Source organism: Streptomyces sp. NPDC058373, from assembly GCF_042723275.1.
GTDB lineage: Bacteria > Actinomycetota > Actinomycetes > Streptomycetales > Streptomycetaceae > Streptomyces.
In genome coordinates this window covers 20708-40407 of the sequence record NZ_JBHXJE010000055.1, presented here as the reverse complement: position 1 = coordinate 40407, position 19700 = coordinate 20708, and the positions used below count along the sequence as shown (strand labels likewise).

Here is a 19700-nt window from a genome sequence, read left to right as displayed (position 1 = left end):
GGAGTCCCGCCGCGCGCCGGAGCCACGGGGCCGCGCGCCCGGCACCGAATCCACCGGTGGTCCGGGGCGTGTGGCATACCTCGCATTGGCTGAGGTAGCGGGAGTCGGAGTTGCGGGCGGAGGCAGGGCGCGTGGTGGGATGACGCGATGCGTTCCCCCCACCGCATGACCCAGGACACCGACCGTTCACCGGAGGTACCGGCGTACGACGAGGAGGCCGCCACCCCCGGGCCCCACACCCCCGGCCCCGTCCCGCCGCCCCGCGCCGGCGGGCCCGTACCGCGCTACGGGCCGTACGAGTCCAACCCCGAGTGGGACAACCCCTACGAGCAGCTCGCCGGGCTCGACGACCGGGCCGTGGACACCTTCCTCCAGCAGGACGCGGACGCATTCGACCAGTTCGAGACGGGTAAGGCCCCCGCCCGCCGGGCGTCCCCGGCCGCTCCGTCCCGGCGCCGGGCGCGCGGGCGCGGCCCGCTCCGGCGCGCCTTCCGGACGCTGCACTGGGGCGCCAAGATCGTCGTCGGCGTCCTCGTCCTCGCCTGCTTCCTCGCCCTCGGCGACCGCTGGGCCGTGCTCTACGCCGAGAACAGGGCCGAGGACGCGCTGAAGGAGAAGATGGACCTCAGCGCCGCCCCCGAGGTCGACATCGACGGCTTCCCCTTCCTCACCCAGGTCGCCGCCCGCCGCCTCGACACCGTCCACCTCACCGTCCCCGACGTCGCCGCCGGGCGGGTCTCGCTCGCCGAGGTCTCCGCCACCGGCCACGACGTACGGATATCCGGGGAGGGCCTGACCGGCATCGACGGCGCCGACTTCGGCGGCGTCGACGGCGAGGTCCGGCTCTCCTTCGACGACCTCGGCCGCGAACTCGGCGCCTCCCAGGTCACCTTCACCGGCAAGGGCACCGACCGCGTGCTCGCCCGCGGCACCCTCCCCGTCGCCGGGCACGAACTGGTCCTGCGCGCCGACGCGGTGATCCGCCGCGAGGGCGACCGGGGCGTCACCACCGAGGTCACCGGCATGCGGCTCGACATCGGTGACCTCGCCACCTTCCGGCCCGGCACCGGCCCGGACGACGGCCTCCACCTCACCCCGAGCAGCCTGGAGGCGCTGGCGGGCGAGACCCGCAAGGCCAAGGCCCTGCTCTCGGTCCCGGCCATCGTGCACGCCCTCGGCGTCCCCGACTCCCAGATCCGCGCGGCCCTCGCCAACGACCAGAAGCTCGCCGACCTCCTCGGCACCCCCGCCGTCGTCGACGACCTCCTCGCCGTCAACCTGGTCGACCTCGCCGCCGCCCACCCCGACGTGCTGCGCCGCCTCGGCATCGACCCCGGCCTCCTCGACGCCCTCCTGGGCCTCACCCGCCCGCAGCTCGCCGACCGCCTCACCCTCGGCTTCACCCTGCCGGAACTGCCCGGCGAGGGGGACGTACGCCTCCGCGACGTCGGCGTGGAGCCGGACGGGATTCTGGTGCGGCTGGAGGGGACGGGGATGCGGTTCGGGAAGTGAGCGCCGGGGAGCGGGGCGAGGCCGCCGGCCGTACGCGGCTCAGCCCACGCCGCCGGCACCCCCCGGCGTCTCCCCCTCGCCGTCCTCCCCGCGCTCCGACCCGGGCGGCGGCGTCGGCGCCCCCGGCAGGATCAGCCGGACCAGGGTCCCGCCGCCCTCGGCGCGCTCGACGGCGACCCGGCCGCCGCACTGCTCGGCCGTCCGCGCCACGATGGACAGCCCCAGCCCGGAGCCCGGCAGCGAACGCGCCGACGGCGAGCGCCAGAACCGGTCGAAGACGTACCGGAGTTCGTCCTCCAGAATGCCAGGCCCCCGGTCGCGTACGGTCAGTTCGCCCCGGTGCAGCCGGACGTCGACCGTCGCGCCCGCCGGGCTGAACTTCACCGCGTTGTCGAGGACGTTGACGACGGCGCGCTCCAGCGCGGCCGGGCGGCACCGTACGTACCAGGGCGCCAGGTCGGCGGTGAAGGACAGCTCCGGGCCGCGCAGCCGGGCCCGGCGCAGCGCGGTCGCCGTCGTCTCGTGGAAGGCGACCACCTCAACCCGGCCCTGCTGCGCGCCGTCCGTGCGGGAAAGCTCCTGGAGGTCCCCGATGAGCGCCGCCAACTCCGTCATCTGCGCCTTGACCGAGTCGAGCAGCGCCGCCCGGTCCTCGGCGGGCAGCGCGCGGCCGGTGCGCTCGCTGCGGGCCAGCAGCTCGATGTTGGTCCGCAGCGAGGTCAGCGGGGTCCGCAGCTCGTGCCCCGCGTCGGCGATCAACTGCTGCTGCAGGTCGTGGGAGTCGGCGAGGGCGCTGGTCATGGCGTTGAACGAGGCGGAGAGCCGGGCGATCTCGTCGTCCCCGTCGACGGGGATGCGCACGGTCAGGTCCTGCGTACGGGCGACGTGCTCCACCGCGTCCGTCAGCCGGTCCACCGGCCGCAGCCCCGACCGGGCGATCCACAGCCCCGCCCCGCCCGCGCCGAGCACCCCCACGCCCGAGACCAGCAGCAGCAGCAGCGCCAGATCGTCCAGGGTGGCCCGGGTCTCCTCCAGCGAGTACGCGTAGAGGATCGCGGTGTTCCGGAAGTGTGCCGGGGGCGGCCCCTTGCCGATGGCGGGCGCGGCCAGCACGCGGACCTCGGTGCCGTCGGCGGCCTTCGCGTCGTGCGGCTCGGGCTCCGCGGGCGGCCCGGCCACCGCCACCGCCAGGTCGGCCGACTCCGGCTCGACCACCCCGGCCGAGGCCTCGGCGACACAGACCTGGCCGTCGGCGGTGACCAGCTGGAGGTACAGCTCGGGGTGGGCGCGACCGAAGTCGCCCGGGCCCACCGGCGTGGGCTCGTTCGGGCAGTCGGCGAGCAGGTCGCGCAGGGCGGCGGTGGGCTGCGCCTGGTTCTGCGCCTTCAGCTGGGCGTCGATCTCGTCGTACAGCTTGCCGCGCACCACGAACCAGCAGGCCACCGAGACGGCGGCGACCGCCAGCGCCACGGCCACCGCCACCAGCAGGGCGAGGCGGGCCCGCAGCGGGAGCGCGCCGAGCCGTCTCACTCGCCGCTCCCGGTGCGCAGCACGTAGCCGACGCCGCGCACGGTGTGGACCAGGCGCGGTTCGCCGCCCGCCTCGGTCTTGCGGCGCAGGTACATCACGTACACGTCCAGGGAGTTGGAGGTCGGCTCGAAGTCGAAGCCCCAGACGGCCTTGAGGATCTGCTCGCGGGTCAGCACCTGACGCGGGTGGGCCAGCAGCATCTCCAGGAGCGTGAACTCCGTACGGGTCAGCTCCACCGGCCGGTTGCCGCGCAGTACCTCGCGGGTGGCGAGGTCCATCCGCAGGTCGGCGAAGGCCAGCACGTCGTCGTCGGGGGCGGTGTCGGTCCGCTCGGCGGCGTAGGAGGAGCGGCGGAGCAGGGCGCGGACGCGGGCGAAGAGCTCGTCCAGTTCGAAGGGCTTGACCAGGTAGTCGTCGGCGCCCGCGTCGAGGCCGGTGACGCGGTCGCCGACGGTGTCGCGGGCGGTCAGCATGAGGATCGGCACGGTGTCCTGCGCGGCCCGCACCCGCCGGGCCGCGGTCAGCCCGTCCATCCGCGGCATCTGGATGTCCAGCACGATCAGGTCGGGCCGGTACGCGGCGGACTTCTCCAACGCGTCCAGCCCGTCGACGGCCACTTCGGTGCCGTACCCCTCGAAGGCGAGGCTGCGGCGGAGCGCGTCGCGGACCGCGGGCTCGTCGTCGACGATCAGGATGCGCTGCTCGCGGTCCTGGTCCTGCGGTTCGGCGGCCGGCATGGCGGGCTCCCTGGGGCTCGGGTGACGGGACTCGGTGCGGCCAGCCTCGCACGCGCGGGCGGGCGCGCGGGCGAACGCGCCGTCAGCGCTGGGAGCCGGAGCGCAGCGTGTCGAGGTCGGCCTTGAGGTCGTTGACGGGGATGGCGAAGCCGAGGCCGACACTGCCCGCGTCGGCCGACTGGCCCTGTGAGGAACCGGCCGAGTACATCGCCGAGTTGATGCCGATGATCTCGCCGTCCATGTTGATCAGGGCGCCCCCGGAGTTGCCCGGGTTGAGCGAGGCGTCCGTCTGGATCGCCTGGTACGTCGTGGTGCGCTCGCCGGTCTCCCCGTTGAACTGCTCCCCGCCGTACTCGAACGGCCACTCGCGCCCGCCGCCCTGCCCGCTGCCGCCCTGGCTCTCGTCGCGCGACACGGTCACGTCCCGGTCGAGCGCCGAGACGATGCCGCTGGTCACGGTCCCGGTCAGCCCCGCCGGCGACCCGATGGCCACCACGTCGTCCCCGACGGCCACCTTGTCGGAGTCCCCGAGCGAGGCCGTCTTCATCCCCGAGGCGCCCCGCATCTTGAGCAGCGCCAGATCCTTGGAACTGTCCGTCCCGACCACCTCGGCGCTGTACGTCTTTCCGTCACTGGTCGCCACCTGCACCTGCGAGGCCCCGGAAACGACGTGGTTGTTGGTCACGACCTCCCCGTCCTCGCTGATGACGACGCCGGACCCGGTCGACTGCCCCGACGACCCCGCCGCCCTGATCTCCACGATGCTCGGCCCGACCGCCTCGGCCACCCCGGCGACCGTCCCCTTGCTGGACGCGGCCACGGTGGTCCCGTTCACCTGCCCGCCCCCACCGGCCTGCCCGCCCCCGGTCAGCTCCTGGAACGCGTACGCCGTCCCGCCCCCGATGGCGGCGGCGGTCACCGCGACCGCGGCGAGCAGCCCGGCGGGGCCGCGCAGGCGGCGCCGGGCGCGCGGGGTGGGGGGCGCGTAGGCCGGGGGCGGGGGCCAGGCGCCGGGGGCCGCGGGGGCTTCGGCCGTCCCGCCGTACGCCTCCTCCGCCTGCCCGGCGTACTGCGCCTGCGGGCCGGGGTACGTGCTCGGGTACTCGCTGGGTGCGCCGTCGTGGCGGTAGCTCTCGGTCATGGGTACGACGATCCGGGCCCCGGATGAGAGGGAGCTGAGAGCCGACTGAGAAGAGGGGGAGAATCCTGTATGCCCGGTATAAAGGCGCGGGAGAGCGGGGGTGGGTCCGGGCGAAGGCGGCGCGCGGTGTCGCGGTCAGCCGCCCGTGCGGCTCAGCCCCCGGCGCCCGGTCCCCCTCAAGAACACCCGCAGGACCTCCGCACCACCAGTCGCGACGGGAACACCTTCTGCCGCTCCCGGCGGGACCCCGCCACCCGCAGCGCGTCGTCCAGGACCAGGTCGACGGCGGCGCGGGCCATCGCGGTGCGGTCGGAGGCGACGGTGGTGAGGGGCGGGTCGGTGAGACCGGCCTCCTTGACGTCGTCGAAGCCGGCGACGAGGAGTTCGCCGGGGACGTCGATGCGCAGTTCGCGGGCGGCGCGCAGGACGCCTATCGCCTGGTCGTCGGTGGCGCAGACGATGGCGGGCGGGCGGTCGGGGCCCGCGAGCAGGGTGAGGGCGACCTGGTAGGCGTCGTAGCGGTTGTAGGGGGCCTGGAAGAGGCGGCCCTCCGTGGTGCGGCCCGCCTCGGACATGGCGCGGCGCCAGCCCTCGACGTGGTCGGAGACCGGGTCGCCGACCGAAGGGGTGCTGGGGGTGCCGCCGAGGCAGGCGACGTAGGAGACGCCGTGTTCCAGGAGGTGGCGGGTGGCGAGCTGGGCGCCGCCCACGTCGTCGGTGACCACGGCCACGTCGTCGATCGCGTCGGGTCTGCGGTGCAGCAGGACGACCCGGGCGTCCCACGCCTCTATCTCGCTGGCGGCGGTCTCGCTCGGACCCTGGCTGACCAGGATCAGGCCGGAGACCCGCATGCCGAGGAAGGCGCGGAGGTAGTGCACCTCGCGCTCGTCGATGTAGTCGCTGTTGCCGACCAGGACCATCTTTCCGCGCTCGGCGGCGGCCTGTTCCACGGCGTGCGCCATCTCCGCGAAGAAGGGCTGCCGGGCGTCGGGCACGATCATGCCGACCAGGTCGGTGCGGCGGGAGGCCATCGCCTGCGCGACCCGGTCGGGCCGGTAGCCCAGCTCCTTGATCGCGGCGAGTACCCGCTCTCTGGTGGCCGGGGCGACCGGCCGGGGTCCGTTGTTGATCACGTAGCTCACGACGGCGGTCGATGTACCCGCCAGTCGCGCCACGTCGTCCCGCGTCACCTTGGCCACGGCGGCAGTCTACGCGGGTCGCGCCGGCGCTCCTAAGGGCTGTCCGCCCCTCAATACCGGCGCGGGAGCGCTCTCGCGAGCGCGCGCCCCGGCAGTGCTCCGCCCGCCTCCCGGCCGTGGTGCGCGGTGGCCGGGAGGCGGGCGGAGGAAGGGAGCGGGGGCGGGACTCAGCCCTTGGCGGCCTGCTGCTCCGCCGTCTTCTCCCCGGACCCGGCAGCCGCGGCCCGGGCCGACCGGACCTTCTCGGCCGCCTCCTCCTGCGCCTGCTCCTTCGCCGCCTTCTCCTTCGCCTCCGGCTTCTCCGGGGTGACGAAGCGGTAGCCGACGTTGCGGACCGTGCCGATCAGCGACTCGTGCTCGGGGCCGAGCTTGGCGCGCAGCCGCCGTACGTGGACGTCGACGGTCCGGGTACCGCCGAAGTAGTCGTAGCCCCAGACCTCCTGGAGCAGCTGGGCGCGGGTGAAGACCCGGCCCGGGTGCTGCGCCAGGTACTTCAGCAGCTCGAACTCCTTGAAGGTCAGGTCGAGGATCCGGCCCTTGAGCTTGGCGCTGTAGGTGGCCTCGTCGACGGAGAGGTCGCCGTTGCGGATCTCCATGGGGGAGTCGTCGGTGGTGATCTGCTGGCGGCCCATGGCCAGCCGCAGCCGCGCCTCGACCTCGGCGGGCCCGGCGGTGTCCAGCAGCACGTCGTCGACGCCCCAGTCGGCGGTGACGGCGGCGAGGCCGCCCTCGGTGACGACGAGGACCAGCGGGCAGCCGGGCCCGGTGGAGCGCAGCAGCTGGCAGAGGCTGCGGACCTGCGGCAGGTCGCGGCGGCCGTCGATCAGGATGACGTCCGCGCCCGGGGTGTCGACGAGAGCGGGCCCCTCGGCGGGGGCGACGCGGACCTGGTGGAGGAGCAGCCCCAGTGCGGGCAGCACCTCGGTGGAGGGCTGGAGGGCGTTGGTGAGCAGCAGCAAGGAGCTCATCGGCACTCACCCGCCCCGCGGCCGGACTCTCGACAGCTCGGATGGTGCGGGTTGGATCGGTCGCCCATGACGTCGGTTCCTCCTCGGTTCCCTGCGAGAGGGAGTCCGTCCGGAGTGGCGCGCCGGACGGACATGCGGCACTGCGTACGGATATTTCCGCGACCCCCGCGCCCTGGGGACCGCCGGCCTCCCGGAGCGCAGGACGCGACCGGGAGACCCGGTCGTATACAACGTGCCGGAAAGCACGAAAGGACCCGGGGGCGTCGCTGCCCGAGTCCTCTTCCCAGCACAATAACCCACATGAGTACGCCTACGTCAGGGCGCGACGTGTGCCCGGCCCCCTCCCAGGCCGCCTCCCGGGTCCCTCCGCAGGGCCGTGCGGAAGGCGTGGGGCAGGGGCCCGGGGGCAGCGCTCAGGGGCCCCGAGGAGCAGGCTTTCCCGCAGGTCAGGGAGGTTTCGCCGAAGGGGCCGAACGGGTGGTGCTACTGGCGGCGGACGGGGTCGCGCTGGAGGCGGTGTACGAGCCGGCGGATTCTGGCGCGGATTTGTCGGGGGAGCCGACCGATCAGGTGCCGGTCACCGTCGTGGCCCACGGCTTCACCGGCAGTGCCGGACGGCCGCACGTCCGCCGGGCCGCGGCCGTCTTCCGCCGTTACGGGGCGGTGGTCACCTTCTCGTTCCGCGGCCACGGGGCCTCCGGCGGCCGCTCGACCGTCGGCGACCGCGAGGTGCTCGACCTCGCCGCCGCCGTCGCCTGGGCCCGGCGGCTGGGTCACCGCACGGTGTGGACGGTCGGCTTCTCCATGGGCGGCTCGGTCGTCCTGCGCCACGCCGCCCTGCACCGCGCCGGGACCCCGGGCGCGTACGGGCCCGCCCACACCGACGCCGTGGTCGCGGTGAGCGCGCCCGCCCGCTGGTACTACCGGGGCACCGCCGCCATGCGCCGCCTGCACTGGGTGGTGACCCGGCCACTGGGCCGCGCGGTGGGCCGGTACGGACTGCGGACCCGCATCCACACCAGCGACTGGGACCCGGTGCCGCTCGACCCGGCCGAGGCCGCCGCCCGGATCGCCCCGACGCCGCTGCTCCTCGTGCACGGCGACAGCGACCCGTACTTCCCCCTCGACCACCCGCGCGCCCTCGCCGCGGCCGCCGGGGAGGACGCCGAACTGTGGCTGGAGCCCGGCATGGGCCACGCCGAGAACGCCGCCGGCGATGCGCTGCTGGGCCGCATCGGGGAATGGGTGGCCCGGCGGGCGCCGGGCGGGTGACGTACGCCGGTGCCCCGCGAGCGTCCTCAAACGCCGGACGGGCTGTGTTTGTCCTCAGGCGCCGGACGGGCTTCATGTGTCCTCAAGCGCCGGACGGGCTTCATGTGTCCTCAAGCGCCGGACGGGCTTCGTGTGTCCTCAAGTGGTGGCGGGGCTGAATTCCAGCCCGTCCGGCGTTTGAGGACACTCAGCCTGTCCGGCGCCTGAGGACCACGCCGGGTCGCCCGCGCCCCGCGAGGGCCTAACCTTGCGTCTCGGCGCGCCCGCGGACCGCGCCAGGGAACAAGGACGGCCGCGCGACGGCCGTCCGCAGAGCACCGGGTTTCCGCGCCCGGCCGAGGAGGAGCGCCATGCCCACCGGCACGATCCGCTATTGGGCGGCCGCCAAGGCCGCCGCGGGGGTCGCCGAGGAGCCGTACGACGCGGCGACCCTCGCCGAGGCCCTGGACGGCGCCCGCAGCCACCACCCCGGCGAGCTGGTCCGCGTGCTCCAGCGCTGCTCGTACCTGGTCGACGGCGACCCCGTCGGCACCCGCGCCCATGAGACCGTACGGCTGGCCGAGGGCGGCACGGTCGAGGTGCTCCCGCCGTTCGCAGGAGGGTGACCCCCCACAGCATGAGCAATCAGCCGCAGCAGCAGCCGTACGACCCGTACAGCCAGCAGTACCAGCAGTACCAGCAGTACCAGCAGTACCAGCAGGGTCAGGAGAATTACTCGTACGACCCCGACGGCTCTTACGGCCCTCACGGTGCGCAGGGCGCGCAGTACGGGGCTCCGCAGGGGCACGACCCGTACCAGCAGCAGGGGTACGCCCAGCCCCAGCAGGGCGCCGACGGGCCCGCGCAGACCTGGCAGGGGCAGACCTGGGAGAGCCAGACCCACCCGACCATCGCGCCCGGCCCGGCACAGGGTTCGTACGGCGGCCAGGCGTACGGCGGCCCGTCGTACGGCGGCCACCCGGGGCCGGCCGCACCCTCGCCCTACGAGGAGACGGCCCTCATGCCGCCCACCCCGGCCGCCGGCCCGCCGCCCGCGGCCCCACGCGCGCCCCGCCCGCCCGCCCCGCCGAGCGCGCCCGGTCGGCCCGCGCCCTCCCCGTACGAGGAGACGGCGATGATGCCGCAGACTCCGGCGGGCGGCACCCGCCCCGCGCCGCCGCCCCCGGGCGCCCCGTCGTACGGCGGCCAGGGGCGGCCGGTCCCGCCGCCGTCGCCCTACGAGGAGACGGCCCTGATCCCGCCGACCGCCGCCGGGCCGGGTCCGGCCTCGCACGGCGGACAGCGGGGTGCGGTGCCGCCGCCGTCGCCGTACGAGGAGACGGCGCTCATCCCGCCGACCCCGGCCGCCGGTGGCCCCGCGTACGCCGAGACGGCGTACATCCCGCCGGTGACCGGTGCCGGGCCGATGCCCGCCGAGGCGCGGCCCGGGACGGGCGGCCATCGCGCGCCCGGCGGGCAGGGGACCGGCCAGGCCGTCGGCGCCCCGGCCGCGACCGGCAGCCACCGTGCTCCCCGCGGCGAGGAGCCGGCGGGGGCCGACGGGCCCGCCTACGGCCCGGCCACCGTCACCGGCAACACCCGGATCACCGACGCCCAGCGCGCCCGCGCCGAGGGGCGCTCGCCGATCATCGACCCGGGTACGCAGCCCGCGCTGCTCACCGCCGGCCTCGGCGTGCTGCTGGCGGGCGGGGCCGCGCTCGGCTGGTGGGGGACGCTGCTGCCGCTGATCGCCCTCCAGGGGCTGACGGCGGCCGGGTGGTTCCGGTTGAACGGGATGTGGCCCGCCCGGCAGGGCATCGCCCTCGCCTTCGCGGGCGCGCTCGCCGCCGACGCGGTGGTGCTGGTCGCCGGGCGGGAGCACGGCCCGGCCGCGGTGATCGGCACGCTCGGCGTCTGGGTGCTGCTCTGCCTCGTCCTGCAACTGCGCAGCAACGCCCCGGCCGACGACCGGCTGCACGGCCTCTTCGCCACCATCGCCTCGGCGGCGCTGGCGATCATCGCCGCCGGGTACCTGGCCGCCGAGCCGGACGCGGTGGTGGTCGGCGGGATCTCCGTCGCCGTCGCGGTCTTCGTCCGCTCGCTGCCGCTGCCCGCCGCCGCCTCGATGGTCGCCGCCGTCCTGGCGGGCGCCGGGGCAGGGGCGCTCGGCGGAGTCCTGACCGGGCTCGGCGCCTCGGCCGCGCTGATCGGCGCGGGTGCGGCGGTGTGCGCGGTGATCGGCCACCGGGTCGCCGCGTACGACTACCCGTCGCGGTTCGTGCACATGACGGCGGGCGTGGCCTTGCCGCTCACCGCCGCCGTCCCGGCCGTCTACCTGCTGGGCCGCGTGGTCACCGGCTGAGCCGCCCGCACGAAGCCGCACCGCGCCCTCGCCGGACACGGCGGGGGCGCGGTGCGCTCGGTACGGGCCGGAGGGCGGCTCGCCCCGCTCACTCAGGCGGGCCGGTGAAGAAGTCCGCCAAGGAGGCCGCGAGCGCCTCGGGCGCCTCCTCGGCGACGTGGTGGCCGGAGTCGATGCCGTGGCCGCGTACGTCCGTCGCCCACCGCCGCCAGATTCTGACCGGGTCTGCGTACAGTTCCTCCAGGTCGTCCCGGAGCGACCACAGGGCCAGGGCCGGGCAGGCGATCCGCGCCCCGGCGGCCCGGTCCTCCTCCTCGTGCCGCCTGTCGACGGTCAGTCCGGCCCGGTAGTCCTCCAGCATCGCCCGCACCACCTCGGGGTTCCTGGTGGCCTCCCGCCACTCCTCGTAGTTCTCCTGGCCCATGCTCCGCGGATCGCCGCGGTACCAGCTGTCCGGGTCGGCGTTGATCACGCGCTCGGGGATCTCCGGCTGGGCGAAGAAGAACCAGTGCCACCACCGCGTGGCGAAGTCGGCGGTGATCCGGGACAGGTGCTCGCTGACCGGCAGGCAGTCGATCAGCGCCACCCGCGAGACCGCCTCCGGGTGGTCGAGCGCGAGGCGCAGCGCGACGGCTCCGCCCCGGTCGTGCCCGGCGAGCGCGAACCGGTCATGGCCGAGGGAGCGCGCCACCGCGACCACGTCACCGGCGACGGCCCGCTTGGAGTGCCCCGCGTGGTCGGGCGTGGGAGCCGGGCCCCGGGAGCGGCCGTACCCGCGCAGGTCCGGACAGACGACGGTGAAACCGCGCCGGACGAGGAGCGGGGCGACGCGGTGCCAGGTCGCGGAGGTCCGGGGATGGCCGTGGAGCAGCACCACCGGCGGCCCTTCGCCGCCGTGGCGGACGAAGACCGAGGCTCCGTCGACCTGGACCCGCTTGGCCTCGAATCCCTCGAACACGGCCCGCACCTCCCGCCTCGCCGGCGTGCCGCCCACCGCGACCGCGCGTACCGGCAGGTGCCGCACCGGCACCGCCTTCCTCCTGCCCGCGCGGCCACCGCCGACACCGCACGTACGCGTACGGTCACGATCGGCCACCGGGGCGTCTCAGCTCGCACACACTCGGGCACGAACGATCGGGTCGTGGGGCCGTCCGGGTTACGCTCGCGGCCGGGTGCCCAGCGGGGCGCCACGAGCGAAGTCCACCTGGTGGGGGAAGCCGAACGATGCGCGCACTACGCATACTCCTGATCGTCGTCGTGGTCCTGGGGGGACTCTTCGTCATCGCCGACCGCCTCGCGGTCAACTTCGCCGAGGGCGAGGTCGCCGACCGGCTCAAGGCGAGCGGATCGATGAACGCCGACCCCGAGGTGACCATCCACGGCTTCCCCTTCCTCACCCAGGTCGTGGGCAGCGGCCTGGAGGACGTCGAGGTGTCGGTGAAGGAGTTCGACGCCACCACCGACGGCAAGAGCGTCCGGATCGCCGACCTCAACGCCCACCTGCGCGGCGTCGAGTTCTCCGGCGGCTTCAGCCAGGCCACCGCGAAGACCGCCGAGGGCACCGCCCGGATCGGCTACGCGGACCTGCTCAAGGCGGCCAAGCCCGACCCGATCGACGTCGCGCCCGGCGCCACCGCCAAGGTCGTCGGCCTCTCCGACGGCGGAAACGGCAAGATCAAGGTGGAGATCGAGGCGACCATCTTCGGTGCCGCCCTCCCCCAGCCCCTGGAGGTCCTCTCCACCCCGACCGTCAGGGACGGCGAGGTGCGGGTGAAGGCCGACGCGCTGCCCAGCCTCGGCATCAAGCTCGCCGAGGACAAGGTCCGCGAGATCACCGACTTCCAGCAGAAGGTCGGCGGGCTGCCCGGCGGCATCGAGCTGTCGAAGGTCACCCCGGCCAAGAACGGCGTCGAGATCAGTGTCGAGGGTTCGTCGGTCCGCCTCGCCGGGTAGGACGGGGACGGCCGCGCGGATCCCGGGGACGCGGCGGGGCGGCGTCCGCAGAGCGAGACGCGCCCGTCCGTGTTCCCCGCGTGTTCCCCGCCCGCGAGCCGGACGCGACCGCCTCCGCCCCTGCCGCAGCGGGCCGGGGCGGCTCCGTGCTGTCCGGACGCACCTGCGGTGACCACATTGCGGATGATCCTGTCTCAGATGGTGAAACGTCGGTGACATGGTCGCCGATTCGTCCCTACGATCGGACCCATGAAGCGACAGGCGGACCTCACGAAGCGGCGGGCAGTCGACCTGTGCCGCGTCGCCGCCATGCTCTGTCGCCGCGGCTGAGCAGCGCGGGGGCCGCACGCCCCGGCCCGGCCCCGTCCGAGGGCCCGGCCCGGCACCACCCCGCCGAGAAGCCCGGAGAATCCCGCGCGAGCGCCACGATCCCGCATCCTGTCCGTATCGCGGACACCGCCCCCGCCGGACCGCACCGGCAGGAGGCGGGCGGAATCCCCGCACCCGGAGCTCCGGCCCAGCACCGCCCACCCGCCACGCCGTACCAGCCCCGCAACTGCCCCGGAGGAATGCACCATGAGCCGTAGTGACGTCCTGGTAGACGCCGACTGGGTCCAGGACCACCTGGACGACCCGAACGTCGCCGTCGTGGAGGTCGACGAGGACACGTCGGCGTACGACAAGAACCACATCCGCAACGCGATCCGCATCGACTGGACCGAGGACCTCCAGGACCCGGTCCGCCGCGACTTCATCGACCAGGAGGGCTTCGAGAAGCTCCTCTCGGCCAAGGGCATCGCCAACGACACCCTCGTGGTCCTCTACGGCGGCAACAACAACTGGTTCGCCTCCTACGCCTACTGGTACTTCAAGCTGTACGGCCACGAGAACGTCAAGCTCCTCGACGGCGGCCGCAAGAAGTGGGAGCTGGACTCGCGCGACCTGGTCGCCGAGGTCCCCGAGCGCCCCGCCACCGACTACAAGGCCAAGCCGCAGAACACCGCGATCCGCGCCTTCCGCGAGGACGTCGTGAACGCCATCGGCAGCCAGAACCTGGTCGACGTGCGCTCCCCCGACGAGTTCTCCGGCAAGCTGCTCGCCCCGGCCCACCTCCCGCAGGAGCAGTCGCAGCGCCCCGGCCACGTGCCGAGCGCCCGCAACATCCCGTGGTCGAAGAACGCCAACGACGACGGCACCTTCAAGTCCGACGAGGAGCTGAAGGCGCTCTACGCCGACGAGCAGGTCGACCTCGCCAAGGACACCATCGCCTACTGCCGCATCGGTGAGCGTTCCGCGCTCACCTGGTTCGTCCTGCACGAGCTGCTCGGTGTCGAGAACGTCAAGAACTACGACGGCTCCTGGACCGAGTACGGCTCCCTGGTCGGCGTGCCGATCGAGCTCGGCGCCAACAAGTGACCCGCCGGGGCCGCGCGCACCGCGCGGCCCCGCGCCCCCGCCCCTGATTTGGTGAGCGGGGGCCCCGCAACAGCGAAGGACGGATGCAGGAATGTGTGGAGCCAAGGCCGGCGGCCCCGACGCCTCGACCATCAAGCCCGGTGAGACCACCATCCAGGGCAGCGTGACCCGCGACGGCGAGCCCGTCACCGGTTACGTGCGGCTGCTCGACTCGACCGGCGAGTTCACCGCCGAGGTCCCGACCTCGGCCACCGGTCAGTTCCGCTTCTACGCCGCCGAGGGCACCTGGACGCTGCGCGCCCTGGTCCCGGGTGGTTCCGCCGACCGCACGGTCGTCGCCCAGCAGGGCGGCCTGGCCGAGGTCGCCATCGCCGTCTGAGACGCACCGCCGTCCTCAGGCCGCCGTCCGCGCCCCGGCGAGCGCGGGCGGTGCGCAGGACCCGCCGGCCGCAGGGCCGCACCCCAGGGGGTTGGACGCCACCTGGCCGGGGTGCGGCCCTGCGGCCTGTCCGTGTGCGGCCCGCTACCCACCGGCGTCGCTGTCTCCCCTGGTCAGCGCCGTATTTCGAGGAGTTTCGCGAGGGGCCGGCCGTCGGGGTGCAAAGCGGGTGAACCTGCTTACGCTGGAACCATGTATGCGCGAAGGCGGCATGTGTACTTCGCCATGATGGGCTTCTGTCTGAGCCTCTTCGTCGTGGCGTGCGCGGTCGTGCGCCTCTGGTCGGTGCCGGCCGCCGTCGCGATGTGCGTGGTGGCGATGGTGATCCCGCCGTTCGCCGCCATCGTCGCCAACCGCAAGGGGCCCGAGGACCGTTGGTACGACGGCCCCGATCCCGGCCCCGGCGCCGAGCCGCCGCCCGCCCCGCCGACCCACGTCCGCAGAACAGGGCCGCGGGACGGGCCGGGGACGCCGCCGGTGAACCCGCCGGCCGGGCCGCCCGGACCGTCCGGGTCGACCGGGATCTCCGGTACGCCGGGCCCGCCCGGTGGGCGCGGGGGCCGGAGCGGGTCCCGGGGGTCGCTCTCCGACCAGGATCGCGTCCAGGGGCCCGACCCCCAGTCCGAGGCGTGGTGGCGGGAGTTGGACGGGCGGGGCAGCGATCCGCGGCGGCCGGGGCCCTGGCCGGACGAGTAGAGAGCCGCGGCAGCCGAGCCGCTCACGGCGTGCGGGTGTTCAGTAGACGAGCGCCTGCACGCCGTCCGCCATGATCTCGCTGACGAAGACCTGCGCCCCCGCGATCCGGACGCCCTCGATCACGTCGGCCTCGGTGATCTCCCGGCGGGCCGCGCACTGCGTGCAGAGGGTGATCCCGCCGCCCGCCATGATCCCCTCGATGAGCTCCGGCAGCGGGGCCGCGTGCGGGAGTTCGAACTCCGCCGCCCGCCCCGGCAGGGCGAACCACGAGGACTCACCGGTCAGCCAGAGGGACACCTCCACGCCGCTCGCCACGGCCACCGCGGCCACCGTGAACGCCTGCGAACAGCGTTCCGGGGCGTCCGCCCCGGCCGTCACCTTGATCACGAGCTTCTTCGCCATGGCCGAATCGTAATCAACGCGAGGGCAACCCCGTGCCCGCCCGGCCGGTCATCTGTGCGAACTGATCATGCACCGCACAGACACATGCGGAGCATGGGCTTCGACTTCGCGGACCCTGGGGGGACCTTGGACACGTCAGACACGGGCAGACCGGAGCCGGGCCCCTCGGGGCCCGAGGCGGCACCGCCGACCGGGCCGGACGCGGCGCCCGTACCGGCCGAGGCGCCGGAACCCGCCGCCGCCCCGGCCCCACCGCGTCGCCGCCCGCGCGGCCTCACCACGCTCATCGTGGCCTGCGCGGCGCTGGTCGGCGTGGTCGGCGGCACCGCCACCGGGTACGCCGTCCAGGCCGAGCGGAAGCCGACGCCGCTGCCGCCGCTCTCCCAGGGAGACCTGGCGTACCCGAGGAAGGCGCTGCCGGAGAGCGAGCGTCCGGCGCCGCTCCAGCCGAAGCACGACACGGCGGTCAAGGCCGGCGGGGATCTGCGGAAGTTGCTGGTGGGGAAGCCGAAGGGGTTCCGGAAGAATGCCGCCTTCTTCGTCGGCGGGGTCGCCCCCAAGGACGGCTGGCTCTCACCGGGCGGGTTCAGTGCCGAGTACACCGAGCCCGGCGACGTGCTCGTCGACTCGGTGAAGAACGGCATCCGCAGAGTCGCCGCGGCCAACTGGGCGCGCGGCGAGCACGAGCAGATCGCGGTGCGGCTGGTGCAGTTCCGTCCCGGCCCGGTGGCGGAGGCCCAGTCCTTGGCCGAGGACGGCCACCGGGACGCCGGAAGCCGTACCCGCTCCGGTGACCCGGAAGGCCGCGAGGTCAAGGCGGGCAGCGGAGCCCGGTACTTCGTCTACGCGCCGGACTCGAAGCCGGGCTACATGACCGTCTACGGGGCCCGAGTCGTCGGCTACCGCGGCGACATCATGTTCGACCTGCACTTCGTCGACACCAAGCCCCTGTCCGAGAAGGCGATCAAGGATCTCGCCCTCAAGCAACTGGAGCGCCTGTGACCGCCGACGAGGTGCCCGGGACCGTGGCCGACGAGGCCGTGTCCGACTCCGCCCCCGCCCCTGTCCCCGCTGCCCCGGCGCCGCGTCGCGGGGTCCGGCGGCTGCTGACCGTCGGCGTGCCGGTGGTCCTGGTCCTCGCCGTCTGCGGCGGCACGCTCGCCTGGACCGCGGAGACCGCGGCCAAGGCCGACAAGAAGGTGTCCACCGAACGCTGGGGGGAACTGGCGGAGCCCGGCAAGGACCCCGCAGAGCGCGCCTACGAGGGTCGTCACGACACCGAGCTGAGCAAGCTCCTGCTGCCCGCCTCGGAGGTGTACGCCCTCGGGCCGGACAGCGGCGAGCAGGGCAACGACAGCGAGGTGGACGGCGCCGAGGCGGTCGCCGCCGCCAAGGAGACGCTGCGCGGCATGCCGCAGAAGCTCCGCCGGGACATGGAGAAGCAGCTCGACCGCAGCGGCGTCGAGGGCATCGCCCTGCGCACCTACGCGCGCACCGACGACGACACCTTCCTCGCCGGGATGAGCATCGGCGTGCTCAATGACGCCAAGGCCGTCCGCGAACGGCACCGGAGCACCGCCAAGCTGTTCCGCGCGCTCGGCGTCGACAAGGGGCCCAAGATCGAGGGCCACCGTGACGCGGCGTGCTTCCGGTTCAAGGGCGAGAAGAAGAAGGACGTGCAGGAGCTGTACTGCACGGCCGCCAAGGGCAACCACCTCGTCTCCATGACCGCCGAACTGCCCGGCGTGGGCTCCGTGAAGGAGCCCGCCGAGCTGTTCCGCGACCAACTGGACCACCTCGTCTCCCCGGGGGAGTACGTATGACCGAGCAGACCCTGCCCAGAACGCCCGAGGAGTCCGCCGCTCCGGCCGAGGCTGCTGCCGCGCCCGCCCCCGCGCCCGCCAAGTCGCCCCGCAAACCGCTGCGGGAACGCCGCGTGCTGCGCGCCTTCGCCCGGTGGAGCCTCGCCGTCGTGGTCGCGGGCGGCCTCGGCGCGGGGACGGCCGCGCTCGTCACCGCGCAGGACCGCACCGACCTGCCCGGCCTCGCCACCGCCTCCGACGGCCGCTGGGACTTCCCCCGGCAGAAGCTCCCCGCGCTCCCTGCCGACGCGATGCGCCCGGACCACCCCCAGAACCGCGCGGGCGTCCACCACGCCGACCTCCGCGACCTGCTGGTCACCGCGCCCGCCGGGGCGAAGACCGCCGACGGCCTGGACGGGAAGGAGTGGACCCCCACCACCGCCTACCTCGCCGAGTACGCCAAGGGCGACCGCCGCGACCTCGGCGCCAAGCTCCACGAGTTCGGTCTGCGCCACCTAGCCTCCCGGGGCTGGGGCATGCCCGACGGCACCGAGGCCCGCGTCCACCTGCTGCGCTTCCCGTCGTCGGGGCTCACGGACCTGTACCGGGACCGGGGGCTCGACTTCGGGTCGACGACGGGCGCGTCCCTGGCACGGGTCGGGGAGACCTGGATGGACAAGCAGTGGACCAGCCTCGGCGTGCCCGAGACCGCCTCCGTCTACTCCTACGAGGAGCAGGCCCCCTACGGCGACGACGGCGTCCAGACCCGGGTGGCGTACATCGTCGCCGGGGACACCCTCGGGATGGTCGTGCACGAGAAGGAGGGCGGGGCGGCCCGCCTCCCCTTCCACCAGACGGTCGTTCTCCAGACGCAGCTGCTCGGCTGAGGCGTAGGACGGGGCGGGCCCGGGGAGCCGGGCCGCCCTCGCCGAGAGAGCCGGGGCCCGGCCGTCTAAGCTGGGTCCTGGCTTCGTATCCGCTCATCCACGCGTCACCGAGGAGCACCCCGTGCTTGAGGCATTCTTCTCCGCCCTGCTGGTTCTGGTCTGCGTCGGCGTTCTCGCCTTCGTCGGCCTGAGCGTGAAGAAGCTGTACCAGGGCCAGCGCTGACCCAGCTGCCCCGCCGACCCGAACCCCTGCGACGAAACGCGTGAGCCGCTCATGATCGAGATCCCGTCCGACCTCCATCCGGACCTCGTGCCGCTGACCTTCCTCCTCGGCGACTGGGCGGGCGCGGGTGTCTTCGACTTCCCCGGTGCCGAGAAGTGCAACTTCGGCCAGGAGGTCTCCTTCAGCCACGACGGCCGGGACTTCCTGGAGTACCACTCGCACACCTGGGTCCTCGACGAAGAGGGCAAGAAGGTGAAGCCGCTGGAGTCCGAGGCGGGCTTCTGGCGGATCGACAAGGACCGCAAGGTCGAGGTCGTCATGACCCGCGACGACGGGGTGGTCGAGGTCTGGTACGGCGAGCTGGCCGACCAGAAGCCGCAGATCGACCTGGCCACGGACGCGGTGGCCCGCACGGCGGCCTCCGGGCCGTACAGCGGCGGGAAGCGGCTGTACGGGTACGTCAAGAGCGACCTCATGTGGGTCGGGGAGAAGCAGACCCCCGAGGTGCCGCTGCGCCCCTACATGTCGGCGCAGCTCAAGAAGGTCGTGAGCCCTGGCGAGGTCGAGTCCTGGGCCAAGGACCTCGGTGACCTCCCGGACGACGGGATCGCCTTCTTCAAGTAGGCCCCTTTCCTGGCCTCGAGCGCCGGCCGCATCAAGCCCGGCCGGCGTTTGAGGCCACTTTTCAGCCCGGCCGGCGCTCGAGGCCACCCGCCTACACTGAGGACGTGGTGAGCATCGACTGGAAGAGTGACCTGCGGCAGCGCGGCTACCGGCTGACGCCTCAGCGCCAACTGGTGCTGGAGGCGGTCGACACCCTGGAGCACGCGACCCCGGACGACATCCTCGGCGAGGTCCGCAAAACCGCCGCCGGGGTCAACATCTCCACGGTCTACCGCACCCTGGAGCTCCTGGAGGAGCTGGGCCTGGTCAGCCACGCCCACCTGGGCCACGGCGCCCCCACGTACCACCTCGCCGACCGACACCACCACATCCACCTGGTCTGCCGGGACTGCGCCGACGTGATCGAGGCGGACGTCTCGGTGGTCGAGGAATTCACCGCCAAGCTCCGCGAGAGCTTCGGCTTCGACACCGACATGAAGCACTTCGCGATCTTCGGCCGGTGCGAGGCGTGCCGCGAGAAGGCCGCGCGGGCCTGATCCCGGAGAGGGACCCGTACGG

Annotated in this window: 21 protein-coding genes; 14 read left to right on the top strand and 7 right to left on the bottom strand. The window is 74.0% G+C overall.

All coding sequences use genetic code 11. The features are described from left to right. Positions 1-165: 165 nt before the first annotated feature. Entirely contained in the window at positions 166-1512 is a 1347-nt protein-coding gene (locus ACFWMZ_RS24915) for a DUF2993 domain-containing protein (RefSeq protein WP_383204185.1), read from the top strand. A gap of 39 nt (positions 1513-1551) precedes the next feature. Here ACFWMZ_RS24915 and ACFWMZ_RS24910 read toward each other — a convergent pair whose 3' ends face one another. From ACFWMZ_RS24910 to ACFWMZ_RS24890, 5 genes are all read right to left on the bottom strand, one after another. Continuing rightward, positions 1552-3042, bottom strand: a complete 1491-nt coding sequence (locus ACFWMZ_RS24910) for an ATP-binding protein (RefSeq protein ID WP_383204183.1) — start codon at positions 3040-3042, stop codon at positions 1552-1554. Beyond that, positions 3039-3779, bottom strand: coding sequence for a response regulator transcription factor (locus ACFWMZ_RS24905; protein ID WP_383182692.1), 741 nt, complete (start codon positions 3777-3779; stop codon positions 3039-3041). The genes ACFWMZ_RS24910 and ACFWMZ_RS24905 overlap by 4 nt, the downstream gene beginning before the upstream one ends. 82 nt (positions 3780-3861) lie before the next feature. Further along, a complete protein-coding gene (locus ACFWMZ_RS24900) occupies positions 3862-4920 on the bottom strand; it encodes a S1C family serine protease (RefSeq protein ID WP_383204180.1) in 1059 nt (352 codons plus the stop codon). Between the two features lie 176 nt (positions 4921-5096). Then, on the bottom strand, positions 5097-6119 hold the full coding sequence (locus tag ACFWMZ_RS24895; RefSeq protein ID WP_383182696.1) for a LacI family DNA-binding transcriptional regulator: 1023 nt from the start codon (positions 6117-6119) through the stop codon (positions 5097-5099). 167 nt (positions 6120-6286) lie between these two features. Beyond that, positions 6287-7087, bottom strand: coding sequence for a response regulator transcription factor (locus tag ACFWMZ_RS24890; protein WP_383182698.1), 801 nt, complete (start codon positions 7085-7087; stop codon positions 6287-6289). 477 nt (positions 7088-7564) lie between these two features. On the opposite strand from ACFWMZ_RS24890, the gene ACFWMZ_RS24885 reads away from it, so the two are divergent. The 3 genes from ACFWMZ_RS24885 to ACFWMZ_RS24875 all read left to right on the top strand — a co-directional run bounded on the left by ACFWMZ_RS24885 (position 7565) and on the right by ACFWMZ_RS24875 (position 10700). Further along, on the top strand, positions 7565-8359 hold the full coding sequence (locus tag ACFWMZ_RS24885; RefSeq protein ID WP_383204177.1) for an alpha/beta hydrolase: 795 nt from the start codon (positions 7565-7567) through the stop codon (positions 8357-8359). Between the two features lie 350 nt (positions 8360-8709). Next, a complete protein-coding gene (locus ACFWMZ_RS24880; protein ID WP_383182701.1) occupies positions 8710-8964 on the top strand; it encodes a MoaD/ThiS family protein in 255 nt (84 codons plus the stop codon). A gap of 11 nt (positions 8965-8975) precedes the next feature. Continuing rightward, positions 8976-10700, top strand: coding sequence for a hypothetical protein (locus tag ACFWMZ_RS24875; protein WP_383204174.1), 1725 nt, complete (start codon positions 8976-8978; stop codon positions 10698-10700). A gap of 88 nt (positions 10701-10788) precedes the next feature. Here the strand turns inward: ACFWMZ_RS24875 and ACFWMZ_RS24870 are convergent, their stop codons facing one another. After that, positions 10789-11658 carry an alpha/beta fold hydrolase gene (locus tag ACFWMZ_RS24870; protein ID WP_383182705.1) on the bottom strand — a complete coding sequence of 290 codons (870 nt, stop codon included), beginning with the start codon at positions 11656-11658 and terminating at the stop codon, positions 10789-10791. A 266-nt stretch (positions 11659-11924) separates the two neighbouring features. Here ACFWMZ_RS24870 and ACFWMZ_RS24865 point away from each other — a divergent pair, with 266 nt between their 5' ends. The 5 genes from ACFWMZ_RS24865 to ACFWMZ_RS24845 all read left to right on the top strand — a co-directional run bounded on the left by ACFWMZ_RS24865 (position 11925) and on the right by ACFWMZ_RS24845 (position 15204). Further along, positions 11925-12653, top strand: a complete 729-nt coding sequence (locus tag ACFWMZ_RS24865; protein ID WP_383182707.1) for a DUF2993 domain-containing protein — start codon at positions 11925-11927, stop codon at positions 12651-12653. A gap of 249 nt (positions 12654-12902) precedes the next feature. Further along, on the top strand, positions 12903-12983 hold the full coding sequence (locus tag ACFWMZ_RS24860; RefSeq protein ID WP_350495130.1) for a putative leader peptide: 81 nt from the start codon (positions 12903-12905) through the stop codon (positions 12981-12983). Positions 12984-13229: 246 nt separating this feature from the next. Further along, the gene (locus ACFWMZ_RS24855) at positions 13230-14069 is read left to right on the top strand and encodes a sulfurtransferase (protein ID WP_383182709.1); all 840 of its coding nucleotides are present in this window, start codon (positions 13230-13232) and stop codon (positions 14067-14069) included. Positions 14070-14160: 91 nt separating this feature from the next. Further along, complete coding sequence (locus ACFWMZ_RS24850; RefSeq protein WP_003949043.1) at positions 14161-14448, top strand: DUF1416 domain-containing protein; 288 nt, start codon at positions 14161-14163, stop codon at positions 14446-14448. 252 nt (positions 14449-14700) lie between these two features. Continuing rightward, the gene (locus ACFWMZ_RS24845; RefSeq protein WP_383204171.1) at positions 14701-15204 is read left to right on the top strand and encodes a DUF3099 domain-containing protein; all 504 of its coding nucleotides are present in this window, start codon (positions 14701-14703) and stop codon (positions 15202-15204) included. A gap of 39 nt (positions 15205-15243) precedes the next feature. On the opposite strand, the gene ACFWMZ_RS24840 is transcribed toward ACFWMZ_RS24845, so the two are convergent. After that, positions 15244-15606, bottom strand: a complete 363-nt coding sequence (locus ACFWMZ_RS24840; RefSeq protein WP_383182714.1) for a DsrE family protein — start codon at positions 15604-15606, stop codon at positions 15244-15246. 126 nt (positions 15607-15732) lie between these two features. Between ACFWMZ_RS24840 and ACFWMZ_RS24835 the strand changes: the two genes are divergently transcribed. From ACFWMZ_RS24835 to ACFWMZ_RS24815, 5 genes are all read left to right on the top strand, one after another. After that, complete coding sequence (locus tag ACFWMZ_RS24835; protein ID WP_383204168.1) at positions 15733-16608, top strand: hypothetical protein; 876 nt, start codon at positions 15733-15735, stop codon at positions 16606-16608. Next, positions 16605-17429 (top strand): hypothetical protein, encoded by an 825-nt coding sequence (locus tag ACFWMZ_RS24830; RefSeq protein ID WP_383204165.1) that lies wholly within the window; start codon positions 16605-16607, stop codon positions 17427-17429. The genes ACFWMZ_RS24835 and ACFWMZ_RS24830 overlap by 4 nt, the downstream gene beginning before the upstream one ends. Further along, positions 17426-18295 carry a hypothetical protein gene (locus tag ACFWMZ_RS24825; RefSeq protein WP_383182720.1) on the top strand — a complete coding sequence of 290 codons (870 nt, stop codon included), beginning with the start codon at positions 17426-17428 and terminating at the stop codon, positions 18293-18295. Before ACFWMZ_RS24830 ends, ACFWMZ_RS24825 begins: the two co-directional genes overlap by 4 nt. Positions 18296-18569: 274 nt before the next feature. After that, entirely contained in the window at positions 18570-19142 is a 573-nt protein-coding gene (locus ACFWMZ_RS24820; RefSeq protein WP_383182722.1) for an FABP family protein, read from the top strand. A 104-nt stretch (positions 19143-19246) separates the two neighbouring features. Further along, positions 19247-19678: a Fur family transcriptional regulator gene (locus ACFWMZ_RS24815; protein WP_383182725.1), complete on the top strand. Its 432-nt coding sequence runs from the start codon at positions 19247-19249 to the stop codon at positions 19676-19678. Positions 19679-19700: the final 22 nt, after the last annotated feature.

Coding starts and splice junctions, on each gene's coding strand:
- ACFWMZ_RS24915 (WP_383204185.1), top strand. CDS start 166: ATGACCCAGGACACCGACCGTTCACCGGAGGTACCGGCGTACGACGAG.
- ACFWMZ_RS24905 (WP_383182692.1), bottom strand. CDS start 3,779: ATGCCGGCCGCCGAACCGCAGGACCAGGACCGCGAGCAGCGCATCCTG.
- ACFWMZ_RS24900 (WP_383204180.1), bottom strand. CDS start 4,920: ATGACCGAGAGCTACCGCCACGACGGCGCACCCAGCGAGTACCCGAGC.
- ACFWMZ_RS24890 (WP_383182698.1), bottom strand. CDS start 7,087: ATGAGCTCCTTGCTGCTGCTCACCAACGCCCTCCAGCCCTCCACCGAG.
- ACFWMZ_RS24880 (WP_383182701.1), top strand. CDS start 8,710: ATGCCCACCGGCACGATCCGCTATTGGGCGGCCGCCAAGGCCGCCGCG.
- ACFWMZ_RS24875 (WP_383204174.1), top strand. CDS start 8,976: ATGAGCAATCAGCCGCAGCAGCAGCCGTACGACCCGTACAGCCAGCAG.
- ACFWMZ_RS24865 (WP_383182707.1), top strand. CDS start 11,925: ATGCGCGCACTACGCATACTCCTGATCGTCGTCGTGGTCCTGGGGGGA.
- ACFWMZ_RS24860 (WP_350495130.1), top strand. CDS start 12,903: ATGAAGCGACAGGCGGACCTCACGAAGCGGCGGGCAGTCGACCTGTGC.
- ACFWMZ_RS24855 (WP_383182709.1), top strand. CDS start 13,230: ATGAGCCGTAGTGACGTCCTGGTAGACGCCGACTGGGTCCAGGACCAC.
- ACFWMZ_RS24850 (WP_003949043.1), top strand. CDS start 14,161: ATGTGTGGAGCCAAGGCCGGCGGCCCCGACGCCTCGACCATCAAGCCC.
- ACFWMZ_RS24845 (WP_383204171.1), top strand. CDS start 14,701: ATGTATGCGCGAAGGCGGCATGTGTACTTCGCCATGATGGGCTTCTGT.
- ACFWMZ_RS24840 (WP_383182714.1), bottom strand. CDS start 15,606: ATGGCGAAGAAGCTCGTGATCAAGGTGACGGCCGGGGCGGACGCCCCG.
- ACFWMZ_RS24825 (WP_383182720.1), top strand. CDS start 17,426: ATGACCGAGCAGACCCTGCCCAGAACGCCCGAGGAGTCCGCCGCTCCG.
- ACFWMZ_RS24820 (WP_383182722.1), top strand. CDS start 18,570: ATGATCGAGATCCCGTCCGACCTCCATCCGGACCTCGTGCCGCTGACC.